Below are 16,060 nucleotides of genomic sequence, written 5' to 3' on the forward strand. Positions count from 1 at the left end.
GACTTGCCACCAACAGTCACCTACATAGTGACCTGAGGCCGCGTGTACAAAGTCTCGGTGCTGAAAAGAGGACGAAATGAATTCACCCCTGATCCAGCTTCTGGTGCTGGCTGGCATTGCCATCTTCCTGATCCTGCGCCTGAAAAGCGTCTTGGGCACGCGGGAAGGTTTCGAGAAACCGCCCGTGCCGCAGCAGCCTGCCCCCAGCAAGTCGCGCCGGGATTTCGAGGTGATCGACGGCGGACCCGACCGCGACATCACCGATCATGTCCCCGAAGACAGCGAAATCGCCCAGACCCTGGCCGCGATGAAGCGGGTCGAACCCAGCTTCTCGGTCAGCGAGTTCCTGCAGGGCGCGCGTGGCGCCTACGAGATGATCGTGATGGGATTCGAGCGCGGCAACCTGGACGAAATTCAGCCCTTCCTGGCCGAAGACGTTTTTGAAACATTCGTGTCCGTCGTGGCCGAGCGCGAAGACAAGGGCCTGACCATCGAGGCCGAGTTCATCGGCGTCCGCGAGATGGCGCTGGTGGACGCGCAGTTCGACAAGGACACCAACCGGGCCGAAATCACCGTGCGCTTCGTCGGTGAACTGACCTCGGTCGTGCGCGACCGCGACGGCAACATCGTCGAGGGCAACCCCAACACGATCAAGCGCCAGAAGGACAGCTGGACATTTGCCCGCGTCATGGGCGCGGACGATCCGAACTGGCTGCTTGTCGCCACCGACGCATGACGGGATGGCTCCGGTCGCTGATTGCGGCGGCGATACTGGCCGCCGCGCCCGCCGCCGGGGCCGAGACCACGCGGTCGATCCTGACCTTCGATGACCTGCACGGCTGGGCCGAAGACGATCACGCGGCGGCCCTGTCGGTATTCCTGAACACATGCGGCGATCTGGGCGGCCCTGACTGGCGGGCGCTGTGCGCCACCGCGCGCAGCCACAAGCCCGAGGCCGCGCGGGCCTTCTTCGAACTGTTCTTCCGCCCGGTTCTGATCGAGGACGGCAACCCGCCCCTGTTCACCGGCTATTTCGAACCCGAACTGGATGGCGCGCGCCATCGCACCGACCGGTTCCGCTTTCCGGTCTATCGGATGCCGCCCGAGGCCCGCGGTGACGGCCCCTGGCTGACCCGGCAGGAACTGCTGACCGGCGACGTCATGCAGGGCCGCGGGCTCGAGATCGCCTGGGTCGATGACCCGGTCGAGCTGTTCTTTCTGCAGATTCAGGGCTCGGGTCGGATCCGCCTGCCCGACGGCACCGCGCTGCGGGTGGGGTATGGCGGCGCGAACGGGCATCCCTATCGCTCGATCGGGGTCGAGATGGTGCGGCGCGGCCTGCTGGGCGCGCACGAGGTCAGCGCCCGGATGATCCGCGCCTGGGTGCGCAAGAACCCCGAAGCCGGGGCCGAACTGCTGATGCACAACCCGTCCTACGTGTTCTTCCGCGAAGTTTCGCGCGTGGCGCCCGACCGGGGCCCTCTGGGCGCGATGAACCGGTCGATCACCGCAATGCGCAGCGTGGCGGTGGATCCGGCCTTTGTGCCGCTGGGCGCGCCGGTCTGGGTCGAGAAAGACGGGGCCGCGCCCTTGCGCCGCCTGATGATCGCGCAGGACACCGGCGCTGCGATCAAGGGTGCGCAGCGGGCCGATATCTTTTTCGGTACGGGGGATGCTGCGGGCCAAGCGGCCGGGCGGCTGAAGGATCCGGGCCGGATGGTGGTGCTGCTGCCGATCCAGCGCGCCTATGCCATGTTGCCGGATGAATTCTGATGACGCGCCGCAAACTGACCGCTGACGAGATCGAGCTGTGGCGCAAGGTGGCCCGTCAGACCGAACGGCTGCACCCCGAACTGCCGCAGTCGGTGCATCCGACCATCCTGCCCAAGCCCACGCCCAAGAAACCGCCCAAACCCCGGATCGAGCCGTTCCAGCTGGGTCAGAACCGATCCGCGCCGGCGCCGGGCCATCGCCTGAAGCCTTCGGTCGCCGAGAGCTTGCGGGCTGCGCCCGTGCAGATGGACAGCAAGGCCTTTGCCCGGATGAAGCGCGGCAAGCTGAAACCCGAGGGCAAGCTGGACCTGCACGGCATGCGGGTCGATACGGCGCATCCGGCGCTGATCCGGTTCATCCTGTCGGCGCAGGCCTCGGGCAAGCGGCTGGTTCTGGTCGTGACGGGCAAGGGCAAGCACCGCGACGCGCCCGGCCCGATTCCGACCCCGCGCGGAGTGCTGCGCAATCAGGTGCCGCAATGGCTGGCGCTGCCGCCGCTGGCGCAGGCGGTGCTGCAGGTGGCGCCGGCCCATGTCAGCCATGGAGGCGAAGGGGCCTATTACGTCTATCTGCGCCGGATCCGCTAGAACAGCCGCCGCGCCCGGTGGATCCCCATCCAGACCAGCGCGCTGGCCAGTACGAAAAACCCGGCGATGCCTTGAAACTGGGTGGTCAGCGAAACGCCCATGTCGATCAGCGCCCCGGTCAGGCCCGGCCCGATGGCCGAGCCCAGCACCATGACGGCGGCGGCCATGGCCTTGATCGCGCCGATGTGGCGGGTGCCGTAGAACTCGGCCCAGAACGCGGCTGGCAAGGTGCTGTTGGCCCCAACCGACAGCGCCAGGCAGGCCAGTGCCGGCACCGCGCCGGGGATCGTCTGCACGACGGAAAACAGGCCAAACCCGATCGCCAGCGGCAGTTGATAGAACGGCATCATCCGGGCGGTCCCCCACCTGTCCAGCGCCCAGCCCGAGGCGAACATCGCCAAAATCGACACCTCGGTATAGATCGGAAACAGTGCCACAAGCTGCAGATGCGCCCAGCCCTTGATCTGCGCCAGATGAACCTGGTGGAAGAAAAAGGCGGTGATGAAGGCCGACGGCCCCAGCAGCGCCGGCGCCATAAACCAGAACAGCGGGGTCCGCAGGGTTTCGGACCGGGTCCAGTGACGGCCCGACATGCCGGTGGCCGAATGCTGCTGGGCAAGGCTTTGCGGAGTGCGTTCGTTCCCGAGCATCCGCATCAACGCGGGTATGCCCAACAGCGCCACGGCGGCCGAGGCGACCCACAGCAGGCGCCAGTCGATCAGCGCCATCGCGGCCACGAACAGCATCGGCAGAACCGCCTCGCCCACGGCAAAGCCCAGTGTCGCGATCGACAGCGCCTTCCCGCGCGCGGCGGTGAACCATCGGGTCATCGCCACCATCGCGATGTGGCTGCACATGCCCTGGCCGAACAGTCGCAGCAGAAAGATCACCACCGGCAGCAGGACTACCCAGCGGTTGACCGCCATCGCCATGGCCGCCACCGCCAGGCCGCCCAGCACCGCAGCCCCCAGCGCGCGCACGCGGTAGCGGTCGGTCAACCCACCGGCCCAGACCATGACCCCGGCCGAAACCAGAGTACCCAGCGCATAGAGGCTGCCCCAGGCGCCGTGGCTCAAGCCGAACTCGGCCCGGATCTGGCCTGCGAAGATCGAGATGAAAAACGTCTGCCCGAAACTGGAAAGAAAGGTCAGCAGCACCCCGGCACCCAGCCATGGCGCATTCCCGGCCAGAAAATGGCGCAGCCCCCGCCCGGTCACGGAGAACTGACCCGGACCTGCCCGGTTTCCGTCAACACCACTTCGGTCGCGCCATCTTCGTTGCGTGCGGACGGAGGCACCAGAAGGTCGATTCCTCCGTTGTCTTTGCCGAAAGTCCGGCTGACGCGGCGGAGTGCGCCCAGAATCGACAGCAGCGCCGGCGAGGTCGCGGCCACGAAATGCGAGGATTCGGCATCGCGGTCGAACGCGGTCGTGTCGATGATGCTGATCGGGTATTCGGCGATCCGGTCGGTCGAACGGATATTGCCCAGCCGTTCACCCTTGGCGGTGCCGCGCAGCCGGGCCGAGATGCCCAGAACCCGGTCTTTCCTTGACACTATTACCAGGAACGGATCGGGCGGGTTCTGGATGCTGGCCATCTGCGAGCGGAACACATCGACATCCAGATCGGGCGAGATCAGGACGACGCCCTCGAGGTTGCGCCGTGACCAGCCGGGTTCGCGCAGTTCGGCCTGGCGCATCATTTCCATGGTCAGCGCGCCGCCCATCGAATGCGCCACGATCAGTATGCGCGGAACGCCGATGGATTTTAGCGTTGCAACCGTTTCCTGCAACCCGTCGCGCGCAAACAGCATGCTGTCCAGATCATAGGCATAGCCCGTGCCGCTGCCCCGGCTGGGCCAGGAATAGATCAGCGTCTGCCCCGGCAGCCCGATGTCATGGGCCAGCTGTGCCGCGCGAAACGCGGTTTCGGTCTGGGTGGCGTTGAAGCCGTGCACGAAAATCGTGACCTCCTGCGCGCCGTTCAGCCGCGCCTTCAGGTCCTGCGGCCCGTCGAATTCTTTCAGCCCGGCCAGCACGAACTGTTTTGCGGGATCGGGGTTGGAATAGGAAAAATCCAGCGTTCCCGGCCGGTGGTTCGGCGGGATCGACACGGTCAGTTCCAGAAACCTCAGATCTTCGGCCCGCCGATAGCCATATCTGCCGTCCGATTCGCGCGCACGGGTCGTGGCGGCAAAGACGGTCTGCGCGGTGCCAACCTCGAGCGCCTGCGGCAGGATCACGGAAACGGACCTGTCGACACAGGCGCCCAATGTGGCGACCCAGACAAGAAGGATCAGAATGCGCAGCACGGAACCTGCCTCGGAACAAACGAATGGCTAACGCATAACGGAACCAGCGGCAGGGTCCAGATGCTCGGGTGGCGACAGACCGCCGATTTTAGGTGTGATCTGTTACAGGACGTAACGGCTGAGATCGGCGGATTTGGTCAGTTCGCCCAGATTGTCGTTCACGAATTGCGCGTCCACGACGATCTCGGCACCGGCCTTGTCGGGGGCGGCAAAGGACAGGTCTTCGAACACGCGCTCCATCACCGTGTACAGGCGCCGCGCGCCGATATTCTCGACGCTCTGGTTCACCTCGGCGGCGATCCGGGCCAGCGCGGCGATCCCGTCCTCGGCAAAACGGACGGTCACGTCCTCGGTGCCCATCAGCGCGGTGTATTGGCGGGTCAGAGCGTTGTCGGTCTCGGTCAGGATGCGCACGAAATCCTCTTCGGTCAGCGCGCGCAGCTCGACCCGGATCGGCAGGCGGCCCTGAAGTTCGGGCAGCAGGTCCGACGGCTTGGCGATGTGGAAGGCGCCCGACGCGATGAACAGGATATGGTCGGTCTTGACCGGGCCGTGCTTGGTGGACACGGTCGTGCCCTCGATCAGCGGCAGCAAGTCGCGCTGCACGCCCTCGCGGCTGACATCGGCCCCGCGCGCATCGGCCCGGGCGCAAACCTTGTCGATCTCGTCCAGGAACACGATGCCGTTCTGCTCGACCGCGTCCAGCGCGGTCCGGGTGACGGTTTCGTCATCCAGCAGCTTGTCGGCCTCTTCCCCGATCAGGATGTCATAGCTTTCGGCCACGGTCATGCGGCGTTTGACCGTCCGCCCGCCAAAGGCCTTGCCGAAGATGTCGCCCAGATTCATCATGCCCATCTGGCTGCCGGGCTGGCCGGGAATGTCGAACATCGGCATGGGGTTGGAATGGTCGGCGACCTCGAGCTCGATCACCGTGTCGTCCAGCTCGCCCGATTTCAGCTTTTTGCGGAACATCTCGCGGGTGCTTTCGCGGGCGTCCGAGCCGGCGATGGCCTCGATCACCCGGTCCTCGGCGGCCTGGTGCGCCTTGGCCTTGACCTCTTCGCGCATGAACTCGCGGGTCTGGACGATGGCGGCGTCGGTCAGGTCGCGGATGATCTGCTCGACATCGCGGCCGACATAGCCGACTTCGGTGAACTTGGTGGCCTCGACCTTGATGAAGGGCGCGCGGGCCAGCCTGGCCAGGCGGCGGCTGATCTCGGTCTTGCCGACGCCGGTGGGACCGATCATCAGGATGTTCTTGGGATAGACCTCGTCGCGGATGTCATCGGGCAGCTGCTTGCGCCGCCAGCGGTTGCGCAGGGCCACGGCCACGGCGCGCTTGGCATCCTTCTGGCCGATGATGAAGCGATCCAGCTCGCTGACGATTTCGCGCGGGGTCAGGTCGGTCATGTGCTTTCAAATCCCGTTGTTTCGCGGGCAACCTAAGCATGGGGTGCGGAAACACAAGGCGGGGCCCTGCTATTTCGTGATCCGCTCCACGGTCAGGTTGCCGTTGGTGTAGACGCAGATATCGGCGGCGATCGCCATGGCGTCGCGGGCCACCTGTTCGGCGCTCTTGTCGCTGTCCATCATCGCCCGCGCCGCCGCCAGCGCGAAATTGCCGCCCGACCCGATCGCGGCCACGTCATGTTCAGGCTCCAGCACGTCGCCCGCCCCGGTGATGACGAACATGTCCGCCCCATCGGTGACGATCAGCATCGCTTCGAGCTTTTGCAGATACTTGTCGGTGCGCCAGTCCTTGGCCAGCTCGACCGAGGCACGGGCCAGCTGCCCCGGCGTGGCCTCCAGCTTGGCTTCCAACCGTTCCAGCAAGGTGAAGGCATCGGCGGTCGATCCGGCGAAGCCGGCGACGATCTCGAACCCGCCGGGCGACAGGCGGCGCACCTTGCGGGCGGTGCCCTTGATCACGGTCTGGCCCAGGCTGACCTGCCCGTCACCCGCAATGACGACCTCGCCGCCCTTCTTGACGCCGATGATCGTGGTGCCATGCCATCCGGGAAAGTCGTTCTCAGCCATCCAAGCCTCCGTATCCGTTGCCGACCTATATGGGCCGGGCGGGCGATCCGCGCAACCCGTTCTCAAACTGCCTAAAAGATATGCAACGGGCGCATTCCGGGGTTGCCGCAGCGGCAGTTTTGAGTCGCCCCCGGCAGGACTAGATGGGGCCTGCAACCGACACGGGGTCGGCTGTTTCAGTTGAAGGAATGCGCAAAATGGCAACCACCGCAAACATCCATGCGCCGCTCGGAGCAGCTACCATCCTGCGCGTAGTGGACGCTTTCATCCGCGTCTATGACTCGGTTGTTGAATGGAACACCAGCCGCAAGACCCGCAAGCTGCTGTCGCGCCTGAGCGACGAACAGCTGGACGATATCGGCCTGACCCGCGCCGACATCGCCAAGATCTGAGCGGCACGCAAAGTTATCTCCCCAGAAAGGGCCGTCCGAGATTTCGGGCGGTCTTTTCTTTTGTCCGGGCGGCGGGCACGAAAAAAGGCGCCCGGTTCGGAGCGCCTTGCACGATCGGGATCCGGCGGGGATCAGATCGATTCTTCGATCCAGCTTTGCAGGGCGGCCTTGGGCGCGGCGCCTGCGCGGTTCGAAACCACCTGACCGTCTTTGAAGATGAACAGCGCCGGAATGCCGCGCACACCCATGGCCGCGGCCGAGTTGGGGTTGCTGTCCACGTCGACCTTGGCGATCTTGATCTTGTCGCCGTATTCGGCCGCCAGTTCTTCCAGGGCGGGGCCGATCTGCTTGCAGGGGCCGCACCACTCGGCCCAGAAATCCACCACGACGGGGACGTCCGAGTTCTTGACTTCGGCGTCAAAGGTTTCGTCGGTTACGGCTACGGTCGACATATTCTGTCTCCTGAATGACATGCGCTTGGGAGTCGAACGTAGGTGTCCCCAAGAGGGAGGTCAAGATATCTGGGCACGCCCCAGGGCCTCCGTCACAAGATCGTGCGGCAGCCACATCAGGCGCGCCGTCCGGGTCCACAGGATCGCGGTGCGGATCTCGCGGCCGGGATAGATCTGCGACAGCGCGGCGGCATAGGCGCCCATCTGGCGCAGCAGGCCCTCGGGGCAGGTTTCGGCGCGATCGGGAACCGTAGCGTTTGATTTGAAATCAATGACTTGAACCACGTCATCCGTCACGATCAACCGGTCGATCACCCCGTGGATCCGACGCCCGTCGAGGCTGGCCGAGACGGGCACCTCGGCCAGCGCGTCCGGCGCAAAGACGGGCGCCAGGTCCGGCGCGGTCAGCACGCCCGCCGCCTCGGCCAGAAGGTCGCGGCGGTCATCGTCCTGCATATCGGGCAGAAGCCGGGCGCAGAGCTGATCCCACCGGTCGCGCGGCGCCGGGGCCAGATGTTCGAGCAGCAGGTGCAGGCGGGTGCCGCGCAGCTTGGCGGCCTCTTCCTCAAGCCCGGTTTCGCCCGGCAGGGCCTTGGCCCCGCCCAGATCGGACGGGCTGAGCGTCTCGGGATCGGGTATCGGCTCGGGCGCAGGCCGGTGGAACAGATCCGGCAGGCTATCCTGCACCGGTTCCGGCGTCGGGCAATGGTCCAGCGGCAGACCCTCCCAATCGCCATGCGCCAGACGGCGGATGCCGGTGCCGGGGATCTCGGTGGCCCCTGCCCGGCCCATCGCCTCTTCGACCAGCTGGTACCAGCTGGACCCGTCCTTGCCCAGATCGCCGGCAGCCGCCACGATCAGCCATTTCTCGGCCCTGGTCAGCGCAACGTACAGCAACCGCAGCCGTTCGTTTTCCTCGCGTTGGCGTGCGTCTTCGCGGGCGCGGGCGACAAGGTCGGGCGACAGGTCCGCGGGCACCTTCCACAATGGCGTTCCGTCGGCGACCATGATCTCGGTGTCACGGGGCGGCTGCCGTTTGCCGGTATCCGGCAGGATCACGATCGGCGCCTCCAGCCCTTTCGAGCCATGCACCGTCATCACCCGGATCATGTTGCCCACGCCGGTCATCTGGCGCTTGATCTCAAGGTCGTCGGTCTGCATCCAGACCAGGAACCCCGTCAGGCTGGGAATGTCCGACCGCTCATAAGCCAGCGCCTGCGACAGCAGCGCGTTGATGCCGTCTTCGGCCTCGGCGCCCAGACGACCCAACAGTTTGCGGCGGCCGTCATGGCGGGTCAGCACCCGTTCGATCAGGTCATAGGGGCGCAGAAAGTCCACCTGCCCGCGCAGATCGTTCAACACAGCCAAGGTTTCGGGAAAATCTCCGGCGCGTTGGCGCAGCGCCGCCCACAGATACTTTTCCTGACGGCGATGGGCGAGGTCGAACAGCATCTGCTCGGACCAGCCGAACAGCGGCGATTTCAGCACCGTGGCCAGTGACAGGTCATCCTCGGGCGTGGCCAGAAAGCTCAGCAGCGCGGCCAGGTCCTTGACCGCCAGTTCCGCGCCCACCTTCAGCCGGTCGGCCCCTGCGATCGGCAGACCCTGGGCCTTGCAGGCGCGGATGATCTCGGCGAACAGGTCCGAGCGGCGTTGAACCAGGATCAGGAAATCCCCCGGTCGCACCTTGCGGCGCACGAATGTGCCGCGCGTGGGGCCGTCTTCGGGGATGGTTTCGCCGGCGTCGATCATGGCCTTGATGCGCGCGGCGATCTGGTTGGCCAGGATCACCGTGTGATGCTGCGCCGCGGGCCGATCGACCGGATCGGTCCAGTCGCCCTCGTCCGCGTCCTCGACCTTTTCCACCACCGGCCACAGATCGACCCGGCCCGGCAGATCGGCCTTGAAGGCGCGGTGCTGAGATTCTTTCTGAAACCCCGCCTCGGCGCGGTTTTCGAACAGGATATCGACCAGCGACAGGATGGCGCTGGAGGAACGGAACGAATATTCCAGCGTCCAATCCCACAGTTTAGAGCCTGATTCCTGCAGCTTCCGCCCGAACTCGGCCTGCATCCGGTCAAAGGCCTGCGGGTCGGCCCCCTGGAAGGAATAGATCGACTGTTTCTTGTCGCCGACCACGAAGATCGTGCGCTCGACCCCCGTCCGCGCGCCCTCGCCGCTGGTGAATTCCTGTGCCAGTTTCTCGACCACGTCCCATTGATCGGGGCTGGTGTCCTGCGCCTCGTCCACCAGGATGTGGTCGATGCCGCCATCCAGCCGGTACAGAACCCAAGCGGCCACCGCCGGATCGTTCAGCAGCAGGCGCGCGCGCAGGATCAGGTCGTCGAAGTCTAGCCAGCCGCGCAGTTGCTTGCGGCGTTCGTATTCCGGCAGGAATGCCGCCGCGAAGCGGTGCAGTACCATGGACTTGCGCGCGGCTGCCAGCGCCAGGCGCCCTTCCCGCGCGGCCTCGACCCGCCGCATCAACGCCTCGAGCGAATCCATCTGCCCCGCCAGAACCCCCTCGCGCAGCGCCTTGGTGGGAAAACTGCCGATCTTGGCGGTAAAGGGCTCTTTGGCGGATTTGCCGGTCAGAAACACGTCTTCCAGCACCGGAAACTGACCCAAGGCGGGTTCGGTGAAGCCCGCCAGTTTCCCGGCCGCCTTGGCGTCGGTCTTGCCGCCGCCCGCCAGCGCCGGAAGGATCGACCGGATCAGCTCGACCTCGCCGCCCAGATACACCTGCGCCAGCAGCGCGTCCTCGTCGAACCCCTCGGGAAGGCCAAAACGGGCCAGCAGGTCGGGCCAGTGCAACGCGGGCGTGAACAGGGTGCGCTTCTGGGTGATCGCGGCGGTCAGCTTGTCAAAGCCGGTATCGGTGATGTGGCGGGCCACGTCCTCGATCAGGCGGGCCTGCGGGCCTTCGGCGAAATCCTCGACGATCTCCTCGCGCAGCATTGCCGCGGCGCGGTCCTCCATCTCGGAAAACTGCGGGCTGACCCCGGCCTCGAGCGGGAACCGCCGCAGCAGCGAGGCGCAGAACGAGTGGATCGTCTGGATCTTCAGCCCGCCCGGCGTTTCGATGGCACGCGCGAACAGGGTGCGGGCGCGAGCCAGGCGGTCGGGGTCGATCACCCCTTCGACGCCCAGTTCGGTCAGTTGCCGCAGCAACGCGGCGTCGTCCAGCATCGCCCACTCGCCCAGCCGTTTGAACAGGCGGTTCTGCATCTCGCTGGCGGCGGCCTTGGTGTAGGTCAGGCACAGGATGTGCTGCGGCTGCACGCCGTCCAGCAGCAGCCGCGCCACGCGGTCGGTCAGAACCCGCGTCTTGCCCGAGCCCGCATTGGCCGCCAGCCAGGTCGACGCATCGGGCCGCGCCGCCTGAACCTGCCGTTCGGTCGCTTCGTCGCGCGGGGTCATGTCAGATCCTCGGGCCTGGTTTCGGCGGTGCGGTCCCATTCGCCGAACCGCGCCAGGTGGTCATAGTCGCCCACGTCGCTGTCCTTGTGCATCATCCGGCGCGGCGAAAATCCCTGATCAGGCTCTAAATAGGCGGAAATCAGCTCTTTCAGCTCGGCCAGAACCTTGTCGGGCGGCTCTTTGTCCAGGGGCGCCGGGACCTCTTTGTAGGTGCCGCCCATACCGATGAACACAGCGCCGGCCACGGCCATTGGGTCAAATCCATCGATCCCGCCCTGCTCGGCCATCGCGGCCTCGATCAGCAGCTGTTTGTCGAACTTGGCCTGCTGCGATTCCGAGGGCGGCGTGCCGGTCTTGTAGTCGATGATGGTCAGGGCGCCGCGGCTGTTGCGGTCGATCCGGTCGGCTCGGCCATTGAGGGTGAACCCAAGCGGTTCCAGCGTCAGGCGCATCTTGGCCTCGAATGCGATCGGGCCGCCGTCGCTGCGGCGGCTGATCTCGGCGCGCAGAAAGTCATCGGCGATCCGCTCGAGCCGCGCCAGCCACAGTTTCCGCGCGGTGGGCCAGGCGACATGCTGATCCAGCAGTGCCTCGGCCCGTTTCAGGAAGTTGTCGCGGGTCAGCAGCGCACCGTCCAGCACGCTGTCCTTGACGAAATGTTCCAAGATCTCGTGGATCACGATGCCGCGCAGCAGGGCGTCGGGCGCCTGTACCAGCGGGTCCAGCGGTTTTAGCCGCAGAACGTGCTTGGCATAGATCGCATAGGGGTCGCGGATCAGCCGCTTGATCTCGGTCACCGACAGGCTGCGCGGGCGCGCGGCCACCGGCGGGCGGGGCGAGGGGCGCGGTGCGGCGGCGATCCGGGGCGCCTGTTCCAGCATCTCGGACCAGCGCAGCCATGTCTTGCCCCGGTCGCGCATCTGTTCCAGCGCCGCGCGGCCGCCCTGATCCGGCAGGCCCTGCAACAGGTTGGTCAACCGGTTCAGCCAGCGTGATGGAACGGTTTCGGCATCATCCGAGCGGACGGCGCGGGTCAGCCAGACCTCGGGCGCGCCGATGGCCTGCTGGAAATCATGGGCCGACAGGCCGATGCGCCGTTCCGGCAGCAGCAGGCCGGCACGGTCGCGCATCTGGCGGTTCAGCCAGGGGTCGGGCGCGGGAGCCTCGGGCCAGCTGCCTTCGTTCAGCCCACCCAGGATCAGCATGTCGGCACCCTGCACGCGCGCTTCGAGCGTGCCCCAGATCATGATCCGCGGGTGGGGGGCGTCGCGGTCGCGGACCTCTTGCCCGGCCAGCAGCGCACCTAACAGATCGGCGAAATCCAGCGCCGTCATCTCGCCGCCGTGCTCGGCCTCGTCCGCAAGGCCCGAGATCACCGCCAGCGCCGCTTGGCCAGCGTTTTTGTCCCAGAGCTCGCCCGCGCCGTCGGTTCCGGCACCGGCAATCGCCTCGGCCAGATCGCGCAGGCGCTGCACCCAGTCGGTCAGGGGCAGAGTGCCGCTGATCTGCTGGTCGCAGAAATTGCGGATCAGCCACCGAACCCACGTGTCTGGCACGTCTTTTTCGACGGCAAAACCGGTCAGGCTGGCGCTGTCGGGGAAGGGCGGGCCGTTGCGGCGCAGGTGCAGTTCCAGATCGCGGCTGTGCAACAGATGCGCGCCGCGGTCGCCCGCGCTGTGGCACAAGGGGTGTTTCAGCAGGGTCAGCAGCGCCTCGGCATTCAGACGGCGCGCGAACAGCCCGGCCACATGGCGCAGGAACCGGCCCGGCGGCGACAGTTGCAGCGGCAGGCCGGCGCTGTCATCGGGCAGGATGTTCCAGCGGTCCAGAGCGGCGCTGACTTGGCGGGTCAGCATCCGGTCGGGGGTGATCAGGGCGGCGGTCTGGCCGGTCTCGGCCGCCTGCCGCAGGCGCAGGGCGATGGCCAGCGCTTCCGCCCGCGGCGATTGCGCCTCGACCAAGGTGATGTCGCGCGTCGCGGCATCGAGATCGCGCAGCTGCGGGCCTTCGCTCATCCAGGCATCGGTGATCGGGGCCGGGCGCAATGCCAATGAAACCAGACGGTTGCGCGCGGACGAGGGGGGCTGGTCCGGGGTCCAGGCTGCAATCTGGGCCGGCCCGATCCCCAGTTCGGTCATCAGCTTGCGGAACCGGTATTGCGGGTGATCCTCCGAGGTCATTGCCGAATCCAGCCGTTCCCAGACATGGGCGGGCTGGTCGAAATCGTACCCCGGCAGGATCAGCGCCCCCTGCGGCAGCCGCGCCACCGCCTGCATCAGCATCAGCGTGGTCCCGCGCGAGCCGGTGGACCCGGCCAGAATCACCGGGTGTTGCGGCGGCGCGTCCTGCCAGCGGGCGATCAGGTTCTCGACCACGCGGCGTTGGCGGGCCTGCACGTCCAGGCTGCCATCCTCGGTCTTCAGAAACTGGTCGGCGATGCCGATGAAGGCCTGCGCCCGTGCCCAATGGCCCGACAGGTCGGTCACGTCCAGTTGCCGGATCGCCTCGGGCGGGACGCCTTCGCCCTGCATCTCTTCGATCAGGGCAGCGAGGCTGTCGGACAGGTCAAACAGCGACGACCGCGCGGCCAGGTCCGGTTGCTGGTCCAGAAGTCGCGCCACCAGTTGCGTCAGTTCCAGCCGGCGTCTCAGGGGCGGCACGGCGGGCGGCACCTGATCCAGATCGACGCTTTCGCCCAGATCGGTGACCAGCGAAATGCGGGGCAACAGACAGGGCGGGCCCTGATCGAACAACTCGCGCACGCGGCGGGCCATGCGGCGGGTGTTCAGCACCAGTTGCACGCGGGCCAGCGCCTCGGGCGGGTGGCCGCCGCAGCGCGCCCGCAGCCCGCGCACCAGTGCCTGCGGAAAATCCGCGCCGGGCGGCACCGCAAAGACCCGAGGGGTGGCGCCGGGTTCAAACATCGGCCAGCATCTCCTCGGCCAGGGCGATGCCTTCGGGGCGGCCCACATCGCACCAGCGCCCGGGATACCGCAGCCCGAACAGCCGTCCATCGCGGTGCATACGGTCCCACAAGACATTGAGCGAGAAAGCCTTTTCAGGAATGTCCGCCAAACCGTCAGTCTTGAGGATCTGAATGCCGCCATAGACGTGACCCGGCCCGCGATCAAGCCGGCCTTGGGGGTCGATCCTGAAATCACCGGGGCCGGCATGTCCGATCGTCTGTGCGATCGGCACGCAGATCAACAGCGCGTCCATCCGCGCCGGATCCCAGGCATCCAACAGCAATTCCAAAGGGTTGGGCCCGGACCAGATCGCGTCGGTGTTCATCGTGAAAACCGGCCCCGGACCCAGCAGCGGCAAGGCCGCCCGCAATCCGCCGCCGGTTTCCAGGATGTCCGGCTGTTCATGCGACAGCAGGACGCCGCGCGGTGCCAGATGATCGGCCAACTGGTCGGCCCGGTAATGCAGGTTCGCGACCACCCGGCGCGGCCGCACCGCATCCGTCAACTCCAGCGCATGGTCGATCAGGGGCCGTCCGGCCACTGGGATCAGCGGCTTGGGCCGGGTACGGGTCAATTCTCGCATCCGGGTGCCGAACCCGGCGGCAAACAGCATCACGGCCTGCGGTCTTGTGGTCATGCGCCCCTCAGACGAGCCAGGTTTTCCGGGGTGGGTTCGGGCAAGGCTTCGCGCAGCAGATCAGCCACCGAGATCAGCGCCGGATGCTCGAGGTCGCGCATCAGATGCGCCCAAGTGGCGGGGATCAGGTCGATGTAGTGCGGCTTGCCATAGTCCATGGCCAGCCGGGCGAACACGCCGAGAATGCGCAGGTTCCGCTGGACACCCAGAACGCTGTAGGCTGTGCGGAAATCGTGATCGTCCACGCCGCTGGCCGCGATGTAGCGCTGGATCATCTGCATCTCGACACCGGCCGGCACGGCGCGCCGGACGTCCTGCAGCAGCGACACCAGATCATAGGCCGGATGGCACAGCATCGCGCATTGGAAATCCAGCAGGCCGACCCGGCGGACCCCGTCGCGATCCGGCAGCCAGATCAGGTTCTCGGCGTGGTAGTCCCTGAGCGTCACCACCCGCGTGCCCGAGGTTTCCTGATGCAGAATGTCGGCAAAGCGGTGTTCGAACCGGGCCCGGGCGTCGGCATCGTGAGTGCCCAGAATTCCCTCTGCATATTTGGTGAAGGCCAGGGCCGACAGCTCGGTCATCAGGGATGGATCATAGCTGTCCAGCGCGGGCAGGGGGGCGGCGTGCAAATGCACCAGAACGTCGGTGGCGGCGTCGTACAACGCGCGCTCTTTCTCGGGTGCGCGCTCCAGCACCCGGGCGAACAGATCATCGCCGAAATCCTCCAGCAGCAGAAAGCCGTGCTCGGCATCCTCGGCCAGGATTTCAGGCGCGCTCAGGCCGATGGAGTGCAGGTAGCGGGCGACCTTGACAAAGGGCCGGACGTCCTCGCCCTTGTCCGGGGGCGCATCCATCAACACGACCGTCCCGCCGGTTTCGGGATCGGTCAGCCGCTCGTAGCGGCGGTTGGACGCGTCGCCCGCCAGCGGTTGGCGTCGTGCCCCGGACCACGGGGTTCGGGCCAGGAACGCCTGGATCAGATCGGCGCGGTTCGTCATACGGAAAACTCCAGCTTGTCAGCCCATTTCGGATCGGACCAGGACAGAGTCAGATGTCGCGTTTCCTCGTGGGCCGCGTCGTTTTGAAACGTGACCGACAAGGCCGAGTCCGGCCGCAGATCGCCCAGCTTTTCGGGCCATTCGACCAGACAGATCGCCGTGTCGAACGCCTCGGTCAGGCCCAGTTCGACGATCTCGTCGACCGAGGTCAGACGATACAGGTCGGAATGCCATATCTCTCCGGTGATGCCGTCATAGACCTGAACCAGGGTGAAGGTCGGTGACGGAACATCCTCGGGGACCGGCAGAACCGACCGGATCAGGCTGCGGGCGAAATGGGTCTTGCCGCTGCCTATGGGTCCGTCCAGCAGCACCACGTCGCCGGGGGCCAGCCGACGGGCCAGTTCCGCCGCCAGGCGCGACGTTTTTTCGGGCGAGTCCAGGGTTATCGAAACAGGCGAATTCATGGCGCCACAATGGACGC

14 protein-coding genes are annotated in these 16,060 nt (G+C 66.4%); 4 read left to right on the forward strand and 10 right to left on the reverse strand.

The annotated features are described in order from the left end of the window. The first annotated feature begins 76 nt into the window (after nt 1-76). From F3H26_RS00530 to F3H26_RS00540, 3 genes are read left to right on the forward strand one after another with little or no spacing between them, the layout of a single operon-like run. Complete coding sequence (locus tag F3H26_RS00530; RefSeq protein ID WP_149774111.1) at nt 77-736, forward strand: Tim44/TimA family putative adaptor protein; 660 nt, start codon at nt 77-79, stop codon at nt 734-736. Beyond that, the gene (gene mltA, locus F3H26_RS00535) at nt 733-1,773 is read left to right on the forward strand and encodes a murein transglycosylase A (RefSeq protein WP_149774112.1); all 1,041 of its coding nucleotides are present in this window, start codon (nt 733-735) and stop codon (nt 1,771-1,773) included. Before F3H26_RS00530 ends, mltA begins: the two co-directional genes overlap by 4 nt. Continuing rightward, nucleotides 1,773-2,360, forward strand: a complete 588-nt coding sequence (locus tag F3H26_RS00540; protein WP_149774113.1) for a Smr/MutS family protein — start codon at nt 1,773-1,775, stop codon at nt 2,358-2,360. The genes mltA and F3H26_RS00540 overlap by 1 nt, the downstream gene beginning before the upstream one ends. Here the strand turns inward: F3H26_RS00540 and F3H26_RS00545 are convergent. The 4 genes from F3H26_RS00545 to hslV all read right to left on the reverse strand — a co-directional run bounded on the left by F3H26_RS00545 (nt 2,357) and on the right by hslV (nt 6,708). Then, nucleotides 2,357-3,577, reverse strand: a complete 1,221-nt coding sequence (locus F3H26_RS00545) for an MFS transporter (protein ID WP_149774114.1) — start codon at nt 3,575-3,577, stop codon at nt 2,357-2,359. The two genes, F3H26_RS00540 and F3H26_RS00545, sit on opposite strands and share 4 nt — an antisense overlap. After that, a complete protein-coding gene (locus F3H26_RS00550; RefSeq protein ID WP_149774115.1) occupies nt 3,574-4,671 on the reverse strand; it encodes an alpha/beta hydrolase in 1,098 nt (365 codons plus the stop codon). Before F3H26_RS00550 ends, F3H26_RS00545 begins: the two co-directional genes overlap by 4 nt. Nucleotides 4,672-4,773: 102 nt before the next feature. Beyond that, complete coding sequence (gene hslU / locus F3H26_RS00555; RefSeq protein ID WP_149774116.1) at nt 4,774-6,081, reverse strand: ATP-dependent protease ATPase subunit HslU; 1,308 nt, start codon at nt 6,079-6,081, stop codon at nt 4,774-4,776. Between the two features lie 69 nt (nt 6,082-6,150). After that, nucleotides 6,151-6,708, reverse strand: coding sequence for an ATP-dependent protease subunit HslV (gene hslV, locus F3H26_RS00560; protein ID WP_149774117.1), 558 nt, complete (start codon nt 6,706-6,708; stop codon nt 6,151-6,153). A 197-nt stretch (nt 6,709-6,905) separates the two neighbouring features. On the opposite strand from hslV, the gene F3H26_RS00565 reads away from it, so the two are divergent. Beyond that, complete coding sequence (locus F3H26_RS00565) at nt 6,906-7,100, forward strand: DUF1127 domain-containing protein (protein ID WP_149774118.1); 195 nt, start codon at nt 6,906-6,908, stop codon at nt 7,098-7,100. Between the two features lie 131 nt (nt 7,101-7,231). On the opposite strand, the gene trxA is transcribed toward F3H26_RS00565, so the two are convergent. From trxA to tsaE, 6 genes are read right to left on the reverse strand one after another with little or no spacing between them, the layout of a single operon-like run. After that, nucleotides 7,232-7,552 carry a thioredoxin gene (gene trxA, locus F3H26_RS00570; protein ID WP_149774119.1) on the reverse strand — a complete coding sequence of 107 codons (321 nt, stop codon included), beginning with the start codon at nt 7,550-7,552 and terminating at the stop codon, nt 7,232-7,234. Between the two features lie 60 nt (nt 7,553-7,612). After that, nucleotides 7,613-10,972, reverse strand: coding sequence for a double-strand break repair helicase AddA (gene addA, locus F3H26_RS00575; RefSeq protein WP_149774120.1), 3,360 nt, complete (start codon nt 10,970-10,972; stop codon nt 7,613-7,615). After that, nucleotides 10,969-13,896 carry a double-strand break repair protein AddB gene (addB, locus tag F3H26_RS00580; RefSeq protein ID WP_149774121.1) on the reverse strand — a complete coding sequence of 976 codons (2,928 nt, stop codon included), beginning with the start codon at nt 13,894-13,896 and terminating at the stop codon, nt 10,969-10,971. The genes addA and addB overlap by 4 nt, the downstream gene beginning before the upstream one ends. Then, nucleotides 13,889-14,575 carry a nucleotidyltransferase family protein gene (locus tag F3H26_RS00585; RefSeq protein WP_149774122.1) on the reverse strand — a complete coding sequence of 229 codons (687 nt, stop codon included), beginning with the start codon at nt 14,573-14,575 and terminating at the stop codon, nt 13,889-13,891. Before F3H26_RS00585 ends, addB begins: the two co-directional genes overlap by 8 nt. Beyond that, nucleotides 14,572-15,576: an aminoglycoside phosphotransferase family protein gene (locus tag F3H26_RS00590; protein ID WP_149774123.1), complete on the reverse strand. Its 1,005-nt coding sequence runs from the start codon at nt 15,574-15,576 to the stop codon at nt 14,572-14,574. The genes F3H26_RS00585 and F3H26_RS00590 overlap by 4 nt, the downstream gene beginning before the upstream one ends. Then, on the reverse strand, nt 15,573-16,043 hold the full coding sequence (tsaE, locus tag F3H26_RS00595) for a tRNA (adenosine(37)-N6)-threonylcarbamoyltransferase complex ATPase subunit type 1 TsaE (RefSeq protein WP_149774124.1): 471 nt from the start codon (nt 16,041-16,043) through the stop codon (nt 15,573-15,575). The genes F3H26_RS00590 and tsaE overlap by 4 nt, the downstream gene beginning before the upstream one ends. Between the last annotated feature and the right edge of the window lie 17 nt (nt 16,044-16,060).

This window comes from Ruegeria intermedia (assembly GCF_900129345.1).
Lineage (GTDB): Bacteria > Pseudomonadota > Alphaproteobacteria > Rhodobacterales > Rhodobacteraceae > Ruegeria > Ruegeria intermedia.

Bases quoted from the DNA above. Each gene is read 5' to 3' on its own strand.
- F3H26_RS00530 (WP_149774111.1), top strand. From the start codon at position 77: ATGAATTCACCCCTGATCCAGCTTCTGGTGCTGGCTGGCATTGCCATC.
- mltA (WP_149774112.1), top strand. From the start codon at position 733: ATGACGGGATGGCTCCGGTCGCTGATTGCGGCGGCGATACTGGCCGCC.
- hslV (WP_149774117.1), bottom strand. From the start codon at position 6,708: ATGGCTGAGAACGACTTTCCCGGATGGCATGGCACCACGATCATCGGC.
- addB (WP_149774121.1), bottom strand. From the start codon at position 13,896: ATGTTTGAACCCGGCGCCACCCCTCGGGTCTTTGCGGTGCCGCCCGGC.
- F3H26_RS00565 (WP_149774118.1), top strand. From the start codon at position 6,906: ATGGCAACCACCGCAAACATCCATGCGCCGCTCGGAGCAGCTACCATC.
- F3H26_RS00585 (WP_149774122.1), bottom strand. From the start codon at position 14,575: ATGACCACAAGACCGCAGGCCGTGATGCTGTTTGCCGCCGGGTTCGGC.
- trxA (WP_149774119.1), bottom strand. From the start codon at position 7,552: ATGTCGACCGTAGCCGTAACCGACGAAACCTTTGACGCCGAAGTCAAG.
- hslU (WP_149774116.1), bottom strand. From the start codon at position 6,081: ATGACCGACCTGACCCCGCGCGAAATCGTCAGCGAGCTGGATCGCTTC.
- F3H26_RS00590 (WP_149774123.1), bottom strand. From the start codon at position 15,576: ATGACGAACCGCGCCGATCTGATCCAGGCGTTCCTGGCCCGAACCCCG.
- F3H26_RS00540 (WP_149774113.1), top strand. From the start codon at position 1,773: ATGACGCGCCGCAAACTGACCGCTGACGAGATCGAGCTGTGGCGCAAG.
- addA (WP_149774120.1), bottom strand. From the start codon at position 10,972: ATGACCCCGCGCGACGAAGCGACCGAACGGCAGGTTCAGGCGGCGCGG.
- tsaE (WP_149774124.1), bottom strand. From the start codon at position 16,043: ATGAATTCGCCTGTTTCGATAACCCTGGACTCGCCCGAAAAAACGTCG.